The organism is Sphingomonas paeninsulae, from assembly GCF_003660165.1.
GTDB lineage: Bacteria > Pseudomonadota > Alphaproteobacteria > Sphingomonadales > Sphingomonadaceae > Sphingomonas_O > Sphingomonas_O paeninsulae.
This window is the reverse complement of sequence record NZ_CP032829.1, coordinates 1,067,854-1,084,298: the sequence shown is the minus strand read 5'-3', so window position 1 is coordinate 1,084,298 and position 16,445 is coordinate 1,067,854. Positions and strand designations below refer to the sequence as shown.

15 protein-coding genes are annotated in these 16,445 nt (G+C 59.1%); 6 read left to right on the top strand and 9 right to left on the bottom strand.

What is annotated here, in order from left to right; genetic code table 11:
- The first annotated feature begins 91 nt into the window (after nt 1–91).
- Nucleotides 92–1,222 (top strand): extracellular catalytic domain type 1 short-chain-length polyhydroxyalkanoate depolymerase, encoded by a 1,131-nt coding sequence (locus D3Y57_RS10865; RefSeq protein WP_121152997.1) that lies wholly within the window; start codon nt 92–94, stop codon nt 1,220–1,222.
- Between the two features lie 40 nt (nt 1,223–1,262).
- A complete protein-coding gene (locus tag D3Y57_RS10860) occupies nt 1,263–1,577 on the top strand; it encodes a DUF3297 family protein (protein WP_121155779.1) in 315 nt (104 codons plus the stop codon).
- Nucleotides 1,578–1,636: 59 nt separating this feature from the next.
- Here the strand turns inward: D3Y57_RS10860 and D3Y57_RS10855 are convergent, their stop codons facing one another.
- On the bottom strand, nt 1,637–2,143 hold the full coding sequence (locus D3Y57_RS10855) for a CHAP domain-containing protein (protein WP_121155777.1): 507 nt from the start codon (nt 2,141–2,143) through the stop codon (nt 1,637–1,639).
- Between the two features lie 274 nt (nt 2,144–2,417).
- Between D3Y57_RS10855 and D3Y57_RS10850 the strand changes: the two genes are divergently transcribed.
- Entirely contained in the window at nt 2,418–3,608 is a 1,191-nt protein-coding gene (locus tag D3Y57_RS10850; protein WP_239026031.1) for a sensor histidine kinase, read from the top strand.
- A gap of 53 nt (nt 3,609–3,661) precedes the next feature.
- Here D3Y57_RS10850 and D3Y57_RS10845 read toward each other — a convergent pair whose 3' ends face one another.
- The 6 genes from D3Y57_RS10845 to D3Y57_RS10820 are packed head-to-tail and all read right to left on the bottom strand — an operon-like array spanning nt 3,662 to nt 11,166.
- Entirely contained in the window at nt 3,662–5,689 is a 2,028-nt protein-coding gene (locus D3Y57_RS10845) for a 3-hydroxyacyl-CoA dehydrogenase NAD-binding domain-containing protein (protein ID WP_121152996.1), read from the bottom strand.
- 18 nt (nt 5,690–5,707) lie between these two features.
- Complete coding sequence (locus D3Y57_RS10840) at nt 5,708–6,931, bottom strand: serine hydrolase domain-containing protein (RefSeq protein ID WP_121152995.1); 1,224 nt, start codon at nt 6,929–6,931, stop codon at nt 5,708–5,710.
- Nucleotides 6,928–7,734, bottom strand: coding sequence for an SDR family NAD(P)-dependent oxidoreductase (locus D3Y57_RS10835; RefSeq protein WP_121155773.1), 807 nt, complete (start codon nt 7,732–7,734; stop codon nt 6,928–6,930). The genes D3Y57_RS10840 and D3Y57_RS10835 overlap by 4 nt, the downstream gene beginning before the upstream one ends.
- A complete protein-coding gene (locus tag D3Y57_RS10830; RefSeq protein ID WP_121152994.1) occupies nt 7,734–8,801 on the bottom strand; it encodes a phosphotransferase family protein in 1,068 nt (355 codons plus the stop codon). The genes D3Y57_RS10835 and D3Y57_RS10830 overlap by 1 nt, the downstream gene beginning before the upstream one ends.
- A complete protein-coding gene (locus D3Y57_RS10825) occupies nt 8,798–9,886 on the bottom strand; it encodes a Zn-dependent alcohol dehydrogenase (RefSeq protein WP_121152993.1) in 1,089 nt (362 codons plus the stop codon). Before D3Y57_RS10825 ends, D3Y57_RS10830 begins: the two co-directional genes overlap by 4 nt.
- On the bottom strand, nt 9,883–11,166 hold the full coding sequence (locus tag D3Y57_RS10820; RefSeq protein WP_121152992.1) for an acyl-CoA dehydrogenase family protein: 1,284 nt from the start codon (nt 11,164–11,166) through the stop codon (nt 9,883–9,885). The genes D3Y57_RS10825 and D3Y57_RS10820 overlap by 4 nt, the downstream gene beginning before the upstream one ends.
- 162 nt (nt 11,167–11,328) lie before the next feature.
- On the opposite strand from D3Y57_RS10820, the gene D3Y57_RS10815 reads away from it, so the two are divergent.
- The 3 genes from D3Y57_RS10815 to D3Y57_RS10805 all read left to right on the top strand — a co-directional run bounded on the left by D3Y57_RS10815 (nt 11,329) and on the right by D3Y57_RS10805 (nt 14,522).
- A complete protein-coding gene (locus D3Y57_RS10815; RefSeq protein WP_121152991.1) occupies nt 11,329–12,501 on the top strand; it encodes an acyl-CoA dehydrogenase family protein in 1,173 nt (390 codons plus the stop codon).
- Nucleotides 12,502–12,505: 4 nt separating this feature from the next.
- Nucleotides 12,506–13,639 carry an acyl-CoA dehydrogenase family protein gene (locus D3Y57_RS10810; RefSeq protein WP_121152990.1) on the top strand — a complete coding sequence of 378 codons (1,134 nt, stop codon included), beginning with the start codon at nt 12,506–12,508 and terminating at the stop codon, nt 13,637–13,639.
- A gap of 94 nt (nt 13,640–13,733) precedes the next feature.
- Nucleotides 13,734–14,522 (top strand): SDR family oxidoreductase, encoded by a 789-nt coding sequence (locus D3Y57_RS10805; protein WP_121152989.1) that lies wholly within the window; start codon nt 13,734–13,736, stop codon nt 14,520–14,522.
- Nucleotides 14,523–14,577: 55 nt separating this feature from the next.
- Here the strand turns inward: D3Y57_RS10805 and msrB are convergent, their stop codons facing one another.
- Nucleotides 14,578–15,072: a peptide-methionine (R)-S-oxide reductase MsrB gene (gene msrB / locus D3Y57_RS10800; protein WP_121152988.1), complete on the bottom strand. Its 495-nt coding sequence runs from the start codon at nt 15,070–15,072 to the stop codon at nt 14,578–14,580.
- 76 nt (nt 15,073–15,148) lie between these two features.
- A complete protein-coding gene (locus D3Y57_RS10795; RefSeq protein ID WP_121152987.1) occupies nt 15,149–16,426 on the bottom strand; it encodes a cytochrome P450 in 1,278 nt (425 codons plus the stop codon).
- Between the last annotated feature and the right edge of the window lie 19 nt (nt 16,427–16,445).

Here is a 16,445-nt window from a genome sequence, read left to right as displayed (position 1 = left end):
ATATTTATTGTGCAGCGCAGCAATAGATGAGCTAGAGTGATCGTTGAACAGCGTTCGCTGCCGCTTGGTGCAGCGCCGCCGGAGACCGTTCATGCGTAATCTGTCGGACACCATTGCCCGACTTTCGGCCTTTCGCGGCCTTGATTCCTTCGGGTCGGTGGCAAGTGGGACAGGCCGCCTTGGAAAACTGACCGACTTCGGATCGAACCCCGGGGCATTGGTCGCGCGTACCTATGTTCCTGAAGGCTTGCCCGCGTCGGCTCCGCTCGTTGTGGTCCTGCACGGCTGTACGCAGAACAGTGCGGCTTATGATCTTGGTTCCGGTTGGTCTGAACTGGCCGATGCGCACGGGTTCGCCGTCCTGTATCCCGAACAGCGGCGCGCGAATAATCCCAATGTCTGCTTCAATTGGTTCGTTTCCGAGGACATTCGGCGCGATAGTGGCGAGGCCTTATCGATCCGCCAGATGGTCGCCGGCATGATCGACGCTTATGGTCTCGACCCTGCGCGCATCTATGTCACCGGCCTGTCCGCCGGTGGGGCGATGACGGCGGTCATGCTCGCAACTTACCCCGATGTTTTTGCCGGCGGTGCAGTAATTGCGGGAATACCCTATGGCACGGCGACGACAATGTCGGGAGCGTTCGATCGTATGCGGGGCAGCCGTGGGCCGGATGCTGCGGCGCTTGGTTCGTTGGTGCGAAACGCTTCTGAGCATAAGGGGCCTTGGCCTACATTGTCCGTCTGGCATGGCGATGCCGATAATACGGTCGATCATTCGAATGCCGCGCTGTTGGTCGATCAATGGCGCGCATTGCACGACCTGCCTCCCGAACCAACGCACGCCGAGATTGTCGATGGGCAACCGCGCAGGACATGGATCGACGCCGCAGGACGTGCGGTTATCGAGGATTACCGGATCGCCGGGATGGGACATGGCACACCGCTCGATCCCGTGGCCGGGGCAGCGGCTGGCGGTGGTGTAGCTGGCCCTTACATGCTCAACGCGGGTATCGCATCGACACGGCACATTGCGGCGTTCTGGGGTTTGACGACCGCTTCTAAAACTTCAGCAAAGCGCGCTCGGCCAAAAGCTGGTGCCGATGTGCCAGCGAAAACTAAGATGCCGCCCGTCAAGATGGCCCGGTCGAACACGCCCGTTGCGACAAGCGTGAACAAGGTCATCGACGACGCCCTGCGTGCAGCGGGCCTATTGCGCTGATCGGTTGAAATAAGCGCCATTCGCGGGCATGGCGCGTATCATGACAGATACACCGCCAGATCGCCTCGCCATCAATCCCTCCAGCGCATTCCACGATGCTGATTTGCTCAGCCGTGGTATCGGCGTGCGTTTTAAGGGAACAGAGCGCACCGATGTCGACGAATATTGCATCAGCGAAGGCTGGATCCGCGTTTCGCTCGGCAAAAAGGTCGACCGCAAGGGCAATCCGCTGACGATCAAGCTGACCGGGCCGATCGAGGTCTGGTATCTGGATGCCGACAAGTCAGGCACTGATAAGTCTGCCGATGCCGGGGACGCCGAGGCTCCTGCCGAACAGACTAACGCTTCGGAATAAATGAGATTAAGTTGAGCGGGTTCGTTGATCGAACCCGTCTTGACAGTAAAGTCGCTGGTTCAGCGCTCTAGCATCGCCAGTTGAATAACATCCTGGCTCACCAGTGATCCGCGAGCCTTATGCGGCGCGGCGTCGGCATAAACCGGGGCAGGGCGGCTGTCGGGGTAAATGAACCCGAAGGTCGGATTGGTCCGAGTGCCTAGATCGCCAATTCCAGCGTACCATACGCGAACCTGGCTCCAGTCGCCCTCGGGCGAAACATCGACAGCGCGTACCCCGTGTTCGACACGGCCACGGCTCGACCAGTTGGCGTGGTCCAGCAGCACTTCGCGATCGTTCAAGACTTTCGCAACGACGGCAACATGGCCCGCAGGCATACCATGCATTGATTTGAAGGCGAGTATCGCACCCGCTTTGGGAGCCTTGCCGCGCTGGTAGCGGCCCTCGGCCTGTCCCCACCAGGTGTTGGCATTGCCACGAATTTCGACGCCGGTGACTTCGCGCGCATAAGCAACGCACTGATAAAACTGAGCGTGAGCAGGTGCGGGGGTCAATATCGAGAGCATAAATACGCTCAATCCGAAAATCGGTGCCAAAAACCGCACTGTTGCAAACCCCTTTTGCGTTCTCTGGAACCTTAGTGGCGGGCAATTGGTTAAGAGGAAATAGATGGGAGGGCTCGCCCGCGATGAGCCGCGCGACGAGCAGGACGAAGCGATTTTCAGCCTGACAAACTGCGGGAATATCCTGCTTGTTTCGGATATTTACGATCATGCGACGCTGCACTAGGTAATTATGGCTGGCCTTTTAAGCGAGTTGGAGCCGACAGGGGGCTGAAGAATGATGGCGGATGACTGGATTGCGCGCGACGTTGCCGCAATCGCTCGAATACCCGCAGTGCCATCGATCCTTGACGTCATTTGTCGCACGACTGGCATGGGTTTCGCCGCCGTTGCTCGCGTAACCGAAGATCGCTGGGTCGCCTGCAGCGTAAAGGACGATATCGCTTTTGGGCTGGCACCCGGCGGCGAGCTTAAAATCGAAACAACGATTTGCAATGAGATCCGTGAACATCGCGAACCTGTCATCATTAACGATGTCGACAAATCCTCCTTTCTCACACATCCGACGCCCGCGCTTTATGGCTTCAAAAGCTATATCTCGATGCCGATCGTCCTGCCCGACGGACGCTTTTTCGGAACGTTATGCGCCATCGACCCACGCCCGGCGCAGTTGGAAAATCCCGAAATCGTTGCGATGTTCAAACTCTTTGCCGAACTGATCGCCTTTCACCTCGATGCGATCGACCGGGTGGCCGTTAGCGAGGCGAGCCTTAGTAACGAACGCGAAATGTCGGCGTTGCGTGAGCAGTTCATTGCGGTGCTGGGTCACGATCTGCGCAATCCACTGGCTGCGATCGACGCAGGTATTCAGACACTTGGACGTGATTCATTGAGCCCCCGTGGCTTAAGCGTGATAGATCTCACCAAGGGCGCGGTGCGGCGTATGTCCAAACTGATCGATGATGTTCTCGACTTCGCTCGCACGCGCATGGGTGATGGAATCATCGTGCAGCGAAAACCGGTTGTTATCGGCCAGGTGGTCCAACACGTTGCCGCCGAATTGCGCGCCGCTTTTCCGGACAAGATCATCACGGAAGAGTTCTTGCCAATGGAAAAATTGCTGTGCGATCCGGCGCGACTGGCACAACTCTTCTCGAACCTGATGGCCAACGCCATTACACATGGCAGTCCTGAATCCCCGGTCCATGTTCGCGCGGTAACGATCGACGATAGTTTCGAATTCTCCGTTGAAAATGCCGGCGACCCTATCTCACCCCAAGCGATGGATCGTCTGTTCGCACCTTTTGCGCGTGGCGATATCAGGTCCAACCAACAGGGGCTGGGACTAGGTCTGTATATCGCATCCGAGGTCGCGAGCGCACATGGCGGCGCGATAACCGTAACATCCACCGACGCCGCCACGCGGTTTACATTCAGAATGCCAGCCGGAGAGGGCGTCGAACTTTAATGGTTACAATATAGCGGACGCGCTTATCAAAGCGCGTCCTTTAGTGTGCCGCTCTATCGATTGAACCGCCCCTTGGTCTCCGCCAGCCTTTTGAGAAGCGGGGCGATTGCGAAGCCATGCTTTTCCAGACCGGCGACGATCTTGTCATTGCCTTCGGTATCGGCCCAAAACATCGGTCCGCCGCGATAGACCGGCCAGCCATAGCCATAGATCCACACAACATCGATGTCCGAAGCCCGTTGCGCCATGCCTTCTTCCAGTATCCGCGCGCCTTCGTTGACCATCGTGTATAGCGTCCGTTCGATGATCTCCTGATCGCTGATTTCGCGCTTGGTCAGGCCAGCCTTTGCCGAGAAGTCGTCGATAATCTGCTGTGTTTCGACCGACGGGGTCGGGTTACGCTTTTCATCATAGTCATAGAATCCCTTGCCGGTTTTCTGACCCCAGCGCCCCACTGCGGCGAGCGCATCGCGGATATTTTCAATCCGGGTCGGGTCGCGGTGCCAGCCGATATCGACGCCGGCCAGATCGGCCATCTGAAACGGTCCCATCGGCATTCCGAACTCGACGTGGACCCGATCGACCTGGGCGGGCGTTGCGCCCTCCATCAACAGTTTCATCGCTTCCATTTGACGCGGCTCGAGCATACGATTGCCGATGAAGCCGTGGCATACGCCGGCAACAACGGCGACCTTGCCGATCTTTTTGGCAAGTCCCATCGCGGTCATCAGCGCGTCCGGTGCAGTCTTTGCCCCCCGCACGACTTCAAGCAGTTTCATGACATTGGCGGGCGAGAAAAAGTGCATTCCCAGCACATCCTGCGGGCGGCTCGTGCTGGCGGCGATCTCGTCGATATTGAGGTAGCTGGTGTTCGAGGCCAAGATGGCACCGGGCTTGCAGATCTTGTCGAGCTTGCCGAAAATTTCCTTTTTGACGTCCATGTTTTCATAAACCGCCTCGATAATAAGGTCGCAATCGGCCAGTTCTTCCAACGCGAGTGTCGGCTTCAACAGGCCCATTGCAGCTTCGACCTGCTCGGGCTTCATGCGACCCTTGGCCGCGCTCGCCTCGTAATTCTTGCGCATGATGCCGGTGCCCTTGTCGAGCGCATCCTGCTTCATCTCGACGATTGTCACCGCAACGCCTGCGCTCAGGAAGTTCATCGAAATTCCGCCACCCATCGTGCCCGCCCCGATCACACCGACGCGGTTGATGGTTCGTGGTTTCACGTCCGGCGCGATGCCATCGATCTTTTGTGCCTGACGTTCGGCGAAGAAAATGTGACGTTGAGCGGCTGATTGAACGCCCATTATCAGTTTGAAAAACTGTTCGCGTTCGAACGCAAGACCTTCTTCGAACGGCAGACGCGTCGCCGCTTCGACGCAGGTGATGTTGGCGGCGGGTGCTTCGAAACCGCGAAACTTGCGCGCATTGACCTTTGCAAAAGCAGCAATGGCGGCAACATCGCCCTTTACCGGAAGATTGCGCGACGGACGTGGTCCCTTGGCGATCATTTCACGCGCGAATGCAATGGCGTCCTTCGCAAGGCTGTCTTCACCTGCCAGCCGATCGATCAACCCGATCTCAAGTGCCTTCTTTGCGCCGACCGGCGTTCCCGTTGCGCACATCTCAACCGCAGCCTCGATGCCAGCAACGCGCGGCAGACGTTGGGTGCCACCCGCGCCCGGTAACAATCCCAGCTTCACCTCGGGGGTGCCCATTTTCGCCGAAGGCACGGCAATCCGGTAATGGCAGCCCAGTGTAACTTCGCAGCCTCCACCGAGTGCCGTACCGTGGATCGCCGCGATTACCGGTTTGGTCGATGCCTCGATCGTGTTCACGACATCAGGCAGGCCGGGTTCGACCGGAGGCTTGGTAAATTCGGTAATGTCTGCGCCAGCGAAGAAAGTGCGTCCGTCGCAGCGAATGACGACAGCCTTTATGCTTTCATCGGCCAACGCTTCCCTGATGCCAGCGTCCAGCCCGATGCGGACGTTCGCGCCTAGCGCGTTGACCGGTGGATTATTGGAAATGATGACGAGAACATCGTCATGGCGCTCGGTTGTGACGGGGGAAGTCATTGTTAAACTCTCCGAAAATCAGCCGATCAGGGCCGAGTAAACCATTGTTTTGAGTTCGCCGCGGACCGGGTAGGCGTTCGACGGCATCAATTGCGTCATGAAAACCATGATGATGTCATCGACCGGATCGACGAAAAACCCTGTGGAAAACATTCCGCCCCAATAAAAATTACCGGCATTGCCCGGTAACATCGTGGCGGTTGGATCGGTCACGACGCCGAAACCGAGTCCGAAACCCGCGCCTGCATTTTCGGCCTCGCTGAACATCGATTTGGACATTTGCGTCAGGTCGCGACCGCCCGGCAGATGGTTCGCCGTCATCATCCGTATGGTGTGCGGCGATACGATGCGCGCACCGTCCAACTCACCACCGTTGAGTAACATCCGCGCAAACCGGTGATAGTCCGCCAGTGTCGAGGCCAGTCCACCACCACCGGACAGCAGCTTGGGTGCCCGCCCCCAGGCTGTGCCTTCGCCGGGATCGTACATCTTCATCGGCTTGACCGGGGTCCAGACGTAACAGTCGGGAACGCGCGCCAGTTTTTCGGCGGGTATCTGGAAATGCGTATCCACCATTCCGAGCGGGCCGGTGATATGTTCGGCAAAATAGGCATCGAGCGACTGTCCCGACACGCGCTGAACGATTGCCCCCACAATGTCGGTCGAAACAGAATAATTCCATGCAGAACCGGGGTCGAACTCTAGCGGCAGCTTTGCCACAGCTAGCACGAATTCTTCCAACGATCCCCCGTCGAACCGTTCGAATCCGGCCTTGCGATAAGCGGCGTCGATGTTCGAGCGGTCCTGAAAACTATACGTCAGTCCGGACGTGTGGCGCAGCAGATCGACCATCCTCATCGGGTTGGCGGGGGGACGCGTGACGAAGGGTGTGTTGCCGCCACCCGACACGAAAACCCCGATGTCTGCGAATTCGGGCAGCACCTTTGTCACGGGATCTGACAGGGCGATCTTTCCCTGTTCGACCAGTTGCATGAACGCGATCGTCGTGATCGGCTTGGTCATCGACGCGATGCGGAATATCGCATCCGCCTGCAAGGGTTCGCCAGCACGCGCATCGCCCATTACGGACAGATGCGCGACCTCATCGCCGCGCCCGATCAACAAAGCGGCATGGGGAAACCGTCCGCCTTCTATATATTTGCTTCGCAACAGATCATCGATCCGCGCAAGGCGACTTGCATCGAAACCAAGCTCTTCAGGGTCCGAAACGGTCGGCATCATGCTGCGCTCTTCCCCGTTTCCTGCCGTGTGACAGGGTGCGACGAGGACAGTCCGCCATCCACGACGATCGCCTGTCCATTGACGTAGCTCGACGCATCGGATGCCAGAAACAGTGCCGTCTGGGCGATCTCGACCGGTTGACCCGCGCGGCGCAAGGGATTGAGGCGACCGACTTTTTCCATCACGCCCTTTTCGCGCGCATAGATAAAGGCCCGTTCGGTCATGCCGCTTTCGACCAGACCCGGACAGATTGCGTTGACGCGAACGTTGGTGCCCGAAAGCTGTTGTGCGCTGGTCTGTACCAGATTGATTACGGCCGCCTTCGATGCCGAATAAGCAGGGCTGCCCGCGCCCGAACGCAGCCCGGCTACACTGGCGGTGCAGATGATCGACCCGCCGTTCCCCGCGTCCATCATGGCACGGCCAGCGTGTTTCACCATCAGCCAGGGGCCGATCAGGTTCACCCGCAAAATCTCTGTCCAATCTTCGACGGTAAGGTCGAATATCCCCGGCATCCCGCCCGAAATTCCGGCGTTGGCATAGGCGACATTGACCGCGCCATGTCTGGATATCGCGGCGGCGACCAGCGCTGCCACGTCATTTTCGGACCCTGCATCCATCTGGGCCGCCGCCACCGTTCCGCCCGCCGCTTCGATCGCGCGTGCCGTGGCGTGTACGCCGTCGGACAAGTCACCGATCACCACGTTCGCGCCCTCACTGGCGAACAGAATCGCTGTCGCACGGCCGATTCCCGACCCCGCGCCGGTGATAATCGCAGTCTTGCCTGTCAGTCGTCCGTTCATCATTTACCTGCCTTTTGTGCGAAGCCCCATGCCGTCGCCGCCAATGCAGGAACGCGTTTGGCGGTTTGGGCAGCAAATGCCGACGACGCTGTGCCATCGACCACGCGCTTCTTGATGCCTTGAACGATCCCGGCCAACCGAAACATGTTATAGGCGAAATACCAGTTCAGATCGGGAATCCCGTCGCGCCCGGTCTTTTCGCAATAACGCGCTGCGGCTTGATCCAGCGTCGGGATGTTCAGCGCAACCAGATCCAAACCCAGCAATCCCGAACGCCCCTCTGGCTGAGTCACCCAGTTCATCAACAGATAGGCGACATCGGCAAGCGGATCGCCGAGCGTGGACAATTCCCAGTCCAGCACCGCCAGCACTTTTGGTTCAGCAGCGTCGAAGATCATGTTGTCGATACGGAAATCGCCATGCACGATGCTGGTTCGCGTTTGCGGCGGGATGGTTTGCGGCAGATACTCGATCAGCCGCTCCATATCGGGCACGTGTTCGGTTTCCGACGCACGATATTGCTTGGTCCAGCGCCCGACCTGGCGCTCGAAATAATTGCCGGGCTTGCCATAGTTGCCCAGACCCGCCGCTTCGTAATCGACCGAGTGCAACGCCGCGAGCGTGTCGATCATTGCCTCATACGTCGGTCGCCGCTGATCGTGCGCGACATCGGGTAGAGCGCCATCCCAGATCGTCCGTCCGACGACCAGACCCATCACATAGAACATCGACCCGATCACCGCGTCGTCGGTGCACAGGCCATAAGGGCGCGGCACTGGGAAACCCGCCGAATACAGTCCCGATATGACCGCATATTCACGATCCACCGCATGAGCGCTCGGCAACAGGACGCCGAACGGCTTGCGACGGAGCACATAAGGCCCCGAGGGACAGTCGATACGGTATGTCGGGTTAGATTGCCCGCCGGCGAACTTCGACAGCGTCAGTGGCCCTTTAAAGCCTTCGACACAGGCGTTCATCCACGCGGTCAGCCGTCCTTCGTCGAGCCGGTCGCGTTCGGGAACCGCAACGGTTCCGACCATATCGACAGAAGCATCGATGCTCATCCGAACACCACCACGCTGCGGGCGCTGTCACCAGTGCGCAAAGTATCGAAGGCTTCGTTGATCCGGTCGAGCGGGATACGCTCGGCGATGATCGTGTCGAGGTCGAGCCGCCCGCGCATATAGAAATCGACTAGCTTTGGAATGTCGACGGGAAACCGGTTCGCCCCCATCAAAGCACCCTGTAGTTTTTTGCCCGACAGCAAATCCATCGCGCTGAGGCCGACTTTCTCGTTCAGCGGCATCATGCCGAGGATTGTCGCCATGCCCCCGCGTTTCAGTATGTCGACCGCAAGCTTGCTCGAAGCAGGTCGTCCGACCGCCTCGATCGCATGATCGACGCCGCCCTTTGTCATTTCCACGATCTGCCTGGCCGCATCCTCTACTCCGGCATCGACGGTATCGGTCGCACCCAGCTTCAGGGCCAGCTCGCGCTTGTCGGCAACCGGATCACAGGCGATAATCCGCCCGGCCCCGGCAATCTTCGCTGCATTGACCGCAGCCAGCCCAACGCCACCACAACCGATAACCGCCACGATATCGCCGGGCGTAATATCGGCGGCATGAAACACTGCACCTGCACCCGTCACGACAGCGCAGCCCAGAATGGCCGCGCGGTCGAGCGGCATCTCGGGGTTGATGCGGACGCACGCATGTTCGTGGACCAGCATCATTTCGGCATAGGCCGACAGGTTAAACATCTGGGCCACCGGAGTATCGTCGCTGCTACGGACAATCCGCGGTGATGCACCCTTTTGACGCCGCGTGTCTCCGCCAAGGCACAGCGACAGCCGCCCAGTCACGCAAAATTCGCAATGTCCGCAATAGGCGGAAAGGCATGTGACGACGGCATCGCCCACCCTGACCGTGCGGACTTCGCTCCCGACCGCTTCGACGATGCCTGCTGCCTCATGCCCCGGAACACACGGCATCTCGTGCGGATAAAATCCATCGATGAAGTGCAGATCGGACCGGCAAACCCCACAGGCTGCGGTGCGGATCAACACCTCACGCGGCTGCGGATTATCGACGCGCAGATCCTCGATCGTCAGCGGGGTCTTTGCGTTATAAAGGACTGCCGCTTTCATCGGGTGGCCCCCATGTCCCCGCTCGAAAGCGGACGCGTGGCCTTTTCGCCATATTTCCCGAATTCGATCCGCGCGATCGACCTCGCGTGAACCTCGTCCGGGCCGTCCGCGATGCGCAGCGTGCGTTGATGGGCATAGGCCTCGGCCAGTCCAGCATCGCTCGACACACCGGCCCCACCGAACGCCTGAATGGCATCGTCCAGAATCCGCAGCGCCATGTTGGGGGCCGAAACTTTGATCATCGCAATTTCGGCCTGTGCTGATTTATTGCCGACCTTGTCCATCATGTCGGCAGCTTTCAGGCAAAGCAGCCGGTTCAATTCGATGTCGATGCGGGCGGCGGCAACGCGTTGTTCCCAGACGCTGTGATCGGCAATCCGTTTGCCGAAGGCGACACGGCTAAGCAGGCGCTTGGTCATTTTTTCCAACGCAACTTCGGCGGTTCCGATGGTGCGCATACAGTGATGGATACGGCCCGGCCCAAGGCGTCCCTGCGCGATTTCGAACCCGCGACCCTCGCCCAGCAACATGTTGGTCGCCGGGATGCGGACGTCCTTCAGTTCGATTTCCATATGACCATGCGGGGCGTCATCGAACCCGAATACCGGCAGGTGGCGCAGGATGTTCACGCCCGGCGCGTCCAGCTCCATCAACACCATCGACTGTTGCGAATGGCGCTGCGCTTCGAAATCGGTTTTGCCCATCACGATGGCGATCTTGCAGCGTGGATCACCCGCGCCCGATGACCACCATTTGACGCCGTTCAGGACATATTCGTCGCCCTCACGCCTGATCGAAGTCTCGATATTGGTGGCGTCCGACGATGCGACATCGGGTTCGGTCATCAGGAATGCCGACCGGATTTCGCCATTCATCAGCGGTTTCAGCCAGCGGTCCTTCTGCCCGCGCGAGCCATAGCGGTGCAGCACTTCCATGTTGCCAGTGTCGGGAGCCGAACAGTTGAAAACTTCCGCTCCCCAGCCGATCCGGCCCATCTCCTCGGCACACAGCGCGTATTCGAGGTTGGTCAGTCCCGGCCCTTCGAATTCAAAGCTGTCGTCGACGTGCGCGCGACCGGCGGTCGGCGGCATGAACAGGTTCCAGATGCCCGCTGCTTTGGCGCGTGCCTTTTCCTCTTCGACCACGGGCAAGACCTTCCAGCGCTCGCCCTTTGCCTGCTGATCGTAATAGTCCTGCGCGCGCGGAAAAACGTGGGAAGCCATGTGGCTGCGAACGCGGTCGCGCCAGTAACTCTGGCGTTCCGTCAGGTCGAAATCCATCGTCGCTCTCCTCATTATTTTGCAGCTTGCTAGGTCAGCGATTCGGGAGCGGTCAACCGGCAAAACTTTGCCGCTACGGAAAGCGGCACTCCTGCGAGCGCGCTTGCCGGGCACGTAAAGCCGTCATAGCTTTGCCTTCAGAATCGACTTTGGAGAGAGACGATGCCGGAGACACAAGAAGCGCTTGAAACTTTCCGTATTGAGACGCGTGCTTGGCTTGAGGCGAACTGCCCTGCCGAAATGCGCGAGCCGGTGCGTGACGAAACCGATGCATGTTGGGGCGGCCGCAATTTTGTGTTCAAATCGCCTGCGCAAAAACAGTGGCTCGATATAATGGCGGGAAGGGGCTGGACCGTGCCCGACTGGCCGAAACAATATGGCGGCGGCGGACTGACGCCCGAACAGACAAAGATATTGCGTCAGGAAATGGCGACGCTTCACTGTCGCGCGCCACTGTCCAGCTTTGGTATCTGGATGCTCGGACCGGCGCTGCTGAAATTCGGCACCGAGGAACAGAAGGTCCATTACCTCAACCAGATCGCCCGTGGCGAAATCCGCTGGTGCCAGGGCTATTCCGAACCCGGATCAGGGTCCGATCTCGTCTCGCTCGCCACATTTGGAGAGGACAAGGGCGATCATTGGGTCGTCAACGGCCAAAAGATCTGGACCAGCTATGCCGACAAGGCCGACTGGATTTTCTGCCTCGTCCGTACCGACAAGACGGACAAATACCGGGGTATCAGCTTCCTGCTGTTCGACATGACGACGCCCGGCGTCAGCACGAAACCGATCCTGTTGATCAGCGGTAGTTCCCCGTTCTGCGAAACCTTTTTCGACAATGTCGTCGTGCCAAAGGACCAGATTGTCGGCGAACTGAATCGTGGCTGGGACGTTGCCAAATATCTGCTCGGCCATGAACGAGAGATGATCTCTGGCGGTGGTCTCGGCACCGACATGATGTCGATCGGCGCGCAATTCAAAGACGTTGCTGCCGACGAACCCGTGTTGCGGGCGGAAATGGCGAATTTTGACGTCGAGGTTATGGCTTTCCGCGCGATGAGCGAAAAGTTCGTCGATGAAATGAAGGCGGGTAAGAACCACCCGGCCGAACCCAATATGATGAAATACATCGGCACCGAACTGAACAAGAAACGCTTTGAACTTATCATGGCGGCTGGCGGTTCGGATGCTCTCGAATGGGATAGCGAAGCATCCGGCGGCGGCGTGAAAGCGCGTAGCTGGTTGCGGACAAAGGGCAACAGCATCGAGGGCGGCACGAGCGAGATCATGCTCGGCGTCGTTGCCAAACGTATCCTCGAATTGCCCGGAGCCTGAGCCCATGCCACTGTATCATACCGACGATCAGACGATGCTTCGCGACACCGCACGCTCGTTTATTGCCGACGCTGCGCCCGTCAAGCACCTCCGCCAGCTTCGCGATACGCACGACAGGACCGGCTTCAGCCGCGACCTGTGGAAGCAATTTGCAGAGATGGGCTTTACGGGCATTCTCGTCCCCGAAACGCAAGGGGGGCTTGGCCTTGGTCATGTGGAAGCGAGCATCGTGCTTGAGGAAATTGGCCGGAACCTCACCCCGTCGCCGTTCCTTACAACCGCCGTCACCGCCGTCGAAGCGCTCAAGACTTCTGCAACGCTTGGCGCAGAATGGCTCCCAAAGATCGCCAGCGGCAACGCGATCGTCGCGCTGGCAATCGAGGAAAGCGCCAAGCACCGCCCCGACCGCATCGCCCTGACAGCCGAGCGGTCCGGCAATGGTTTCAAACTGACCGGTACAAAGAACTTCGTCATCAACGGCCATGTTGCCGACATGCTGATCGTCGCTGCGCGCACTGCAGGGGCTGTTGGCGAACCCGATGGCATCACCTTGTTTGCGGTGCCGAAGGATGCTGCCGGCCTATCCGCCAACCCGGTGCTGCTCGCCGACTCCTCGCTGGCGTCGCATGTCCGCTTGGACGGTGTGCAGGTCGATGCCGACGCAGTGCTCGGTGACGTCGATGGCGGCTGGGGGCCGCTGACCAAATTGCTGGATGCCGGTCGTGTCGGCGCGGCTGCCGAAATGCTCGGCGTCGGTGGTGCGGCACTCGACGCGACGGTTGATTACCTCAAGACCCGTAAGCAGTTCGGACGCCTCATCGGTGAATTTCAGGCGCTGCAACACCGGGCTGCACATTTGTACGGTGAAATGCAGGTTGCTCGCGCCACCGTCCTCAAGGCGGCCCAACTGCTGGATGCCGAATACCCCCGCGCCGAAATCGCCGTTGCGGTGGCAAAGGCAAAGACTGGCCGCGCCTGCGCGCTCGCGGTTCAGGAGGGCGTCCAGATGCATGGCGGCATCGGCATGACCGATGAATATGACATCGGACTTTATATGAAACGCGACCGGGCGCTGGAGGAATTCTTCGGCGACGCGCGCTTTCATGCCGATCGGGTCGCGCGCCTGAACGGATATTAAAAAATCACGCCCGTGCACCTCGACTCTGAACTTTTCGATGCCCCGATCGATGCGGTGCGCCGCTCCTTCAAAACCGACTGCTAAAGGACGCACAATGGACACCAGCAAATTCTTTCGCCTCGACGGCCGCGTTGCTCTTGTCACGGGCGGCTCGCGCAACATCGGTAAATGGATCGCCGAAGGGTTTATCGCTCAGGGTGCAAAGGTTTATATCTCATCGCGCAAGGCCGATGCCTGCTTTGCAACGGCTGAAGAACTCGGTCCCAACTGCATCGCTTTGCCGCAGGATGTCTCTACCGTTACTGGCTGTCAGGCGCTTGCCGCTCAGTTCGCTGAACACGAAACATCCCTCGACATATTGGTGAACAATGCCGGGGTCGCATGGGGAGCGCCCTTTGAAACCTTTCCCGAAAGCGGGTGGGATAAGGTTATGGACCTGAACCTGAAATCACCGTTCTTTCTGACGCAGGCTCTGCACGAATTGCTGAAAGCGTCTGCGCGTTCCGATCAACCGGCAAAGGTCATTAATATTTCTTCGGTCGACGGTGAGCGGCTGAACCCCTGGGATACCTATAGCTACCACGCGTCGAAATCGGCGCTGATCTATCTGACCAAACGCCTCGCCGCGCGCCTTGTCACCGACCATATCAACGTCACCTCGCTCGCGCCCGGAGCGTTTGCATCTGACATGAACAAGGCGGCTCGCGATCACGGCGAAGACGTTGCAAAACGGATTCCGTCGGGCCGGATCGGTAACCCCGAAGATATGGCGGCGACCGCAATCTACCTCGCCAGCAAAGCGGGAGATTATGTGGTTGGTTCCACGATTTTCGTTGACGGAGGGATCGTCAACGCTTCACTCGGCAACAGCATTGACGCCTGATAAGCTGCGGTTTCCCCCTCTCCGCTTAGGGGGCGAGGGGCGGAGAGGGAGAACTTCAAGCCTTGCTGGGTGCAAACTTTAACGCGGTGCCGTTCATACAATAACGTTTTCCGGTGGGCTGGGGTCCATCGTCAAAGACGTGCCCCAAATGGCCGCCACATCGTCGGCAATGAACCTCAACCCGCGAAAACCCGAGCGTCGTATCGGTTTCGGTTTTGATCGCGTTCGGCAGGAAATCGTAAAAGCTCGGCCACCCGGTTCCACTCTCGAACTTCGTGCGCGATGAAAACGCGGGCAGGTCGCAGCCCGCACAGGAAAAAATTCCTGCGCGATGCTCGTTCAGGAACGGACTCTTGAACGGAATGTCGGTCGCGTCCTGACGCAGCGTCGCATATTGCTGGGGCGTCAGCCGCTTTTTCCACTCGGCATCGGTCAGGTTGATTTCGTACCGGCCCTTCGGCGTCGGTTTCGCGCAAGCCCCCGTTGCCAGTGTCGCACCGGCAAGGGCAACGCCCGAACTGCTCAAGAAAGCGCGGCGGCTAAACGTCATCTAAAAACTCTCCTTCTGTCCAATCAGATACGCAGGGCAGGCGGGATAGTTGCACCGCGTGACCAGCGGAGGAGGATCAATAACGCGAAAGCTCGACCTGCATTGATTTATACTCGTTAACGAAGCACGCCGCGACCCGCTCCGGCTCTGCCAGCACGTTCACCCGCAGCCGCCGTTTCGCCATCTCCTCCATCAACACGATAAGCTGTAATTCGGCAACGCGCGCACCGACGCAGCGATGGATGCCATAGCCGAACGACAGATGCCGCCGCGCATTCTCACGGTCCACGCGGATGGCATCGCCGTCATCGAACACGCTCTCGTCGCGATTTGCCGACACATACCACAACGCCAGTTTGTCGCCCTTGCGGATCATCTGCCCCTCGACTTCGGCGTCTTCCATGGCCGTGCGACGCATATGGGAAAGCGGGGTTTGCCACCGGATGATCTCACTTGCCGTATTCACGATCAGCGACGGGTCGTTCTCCAGCTTGGCGCGCTCTGCCGGGAATTTGTCGAGGCCGTAAGCCAGCCCGGTCATTGAATTACGCGTCGTGTCGTTTCCGCCGACGATCAGCAGGATCAGGTTTCCCATGAACTCGCCTTCGTCCATGTGCGCCATCGCGTCGGAATTCAGCATGACTGAGATGAGGTCGTTCGCGGGCGGCTGACTTGCCTTGGCATCCCATAAAGCCTTGAACGCCGTTCCCATTTCGAAAGCATTGCCGAGCCGGAACTGGCGCTTTTCCAGTGTAGAGAACAGCTCGACATCGCCAAGCACGTCCGACCAGCGCGTCAGGTCATGGCGCGTTGCCCAGGGGTAATCGAACAGCTTGGCGAGCATACCCGTCGTCAGTTCGATCGAAACCTTGTCGACCCAATCGAACGCCTGACCGATCGGCAGCGAATCCAGCACTGCACCGGTTCGCGCCTGAGTCTCGATCCGCATCCTCTCGATCTCGCTGGGGGTGAAGGCGGGCGCGACGGTGCGCCGCTGTGCCTGATGCTTTGGCGGGTCCATCGCGATGAACATCGGCATACGGACTTCGGCTTCCAGAACGGAATTGGTGTCGCCCGCCACAGTAATCCCGCCATATTCCCATGATGAGGAAAATATCTTTGGCAGAGCCTCGATATGGACGATCGGCTTGTAAGTGGAAACTGACCAATAGGGGCCGAACTTCGAGTTCTCGCAGTAATAGACCGGTGCCTCGGCGCGGAGGCGACGAAAGGGTTCGGGCCAACTGTGATCGCGAAACAGCTCGGCGCGCGTGACGTCGAGTGGGTCGATGGCCGTCGGGTCGAATGCCCTGGGCTCAGCCGACTGTCCAACTCCTGCTGCTATGGTCGCCATAATCTCTCTCCTGAGCGAT

Bases quoted from the DNA above. Each gene is read 5' to 3' on its own strand.
- D3Y57_RS10845 (WP_121152996.1), bottom strand. From the start codon at position 5,689: ATGACTTCCCCCGTCACAACCGAGCGCCATGACGATGTTCTCGTCATC.
- D3Y57_RS10850 (WP_239026031.1), top strand. From the start codon at position 2,418: ATGATGGCGGATGACTGGATTGCGCGCGACGTTGCCGCAATCGCTCGA.
- D3Y57_RS10820 (WP_121152992.1), bottom strand. From the start codon at position 11,166: ATGGATTTCGACCTGACGGAACGCCAGAGTTACTGGCGCGACCGCGTT.
- D3Y57_RS10810 (WP_121152990.1), top strand. From the start codon at position 12,506: ATGCCACTGTATCATACCGACGATCAGACGATGCTTCGCGACACCGCA.
- D3Y57_RS10865 (WP_121152997.1), top strand. From the start codon at position 92: ATGCGTAATCTGTCGGACACCATTGCCCGACTTTCGGCCTTTCGCGGC.
- D3Y57_RS10835 (WP_121155773.1), bottom strand. From the start codon at position 7,734: ATGAACGGACGACTGACAGGCAAGACTGCGATTATCACCGGCGCGGGG.
- D3Y57_RS10855 (WP_121155777.1), bottom strand. From the start codon at position 2,143: ATGCTCTCGATATTGACCCCCGCACCTGCTCACGCTCAGTTTTATCAG.
- D3Y57_RS10815 (WP_121152991.1), top strand. From the start codon at position 11,329: ATGCCGGAGACACAAGAAGCGCTTGAAACTTTCCGTATTGAGACGCGT.
- D3Y57_RS10805 (WP_121152989.1), top strand. From the start codon at position 13,734: ATGGACACCAGCAAATTCTTTCGCCTCGACGGCCGCGTTGCTCTTGTC.
- msrB (WP_121152988.1), bottom strand. From the start codon at position 15,072: ATGACGTTTAGCCGCCGCGCTTTCTTGAGCAGTTCGGGCGTTGCCCTT.
- D3Y57_RS10825 (WP_121152993.1), bottom strand. From the start codon at position 9,886: ATGAAAGCGGCAGTCCTTTATAACGCAAAGACCCCGCTGACGATCGAG.
- D3Y57_RS10840 (WP_121152995.1), bottom strand. From the start codon at position 6,931: ATGATGCCGACCGTTTCGGACCCTGAAGAGCTTGGTTTCGATGCAAGT.
- D3Y57_RS10830 (WP_121152994.1), bottom strand. From the start codon at position 8,801: ATGAGCATCGATGCTTCTGTCGATATGGTCGGAACCGTTGCGGTTCCC.
- D3Y57_RS10860 (WP_121155779.1), top strand. From the start codon at position 1,263: ATGACAGATACACCGCCAGATCGCCTCGCCATCAATCCCTCCAGCGCA.
- D3Y57_RS10795 (WP_121152987.1), bottom strand. From the start codon at position 16,426: ATGGCGACCATAGCAGCAGGAGTTGGACAGTCGGCTGAGCCCAGGGCA.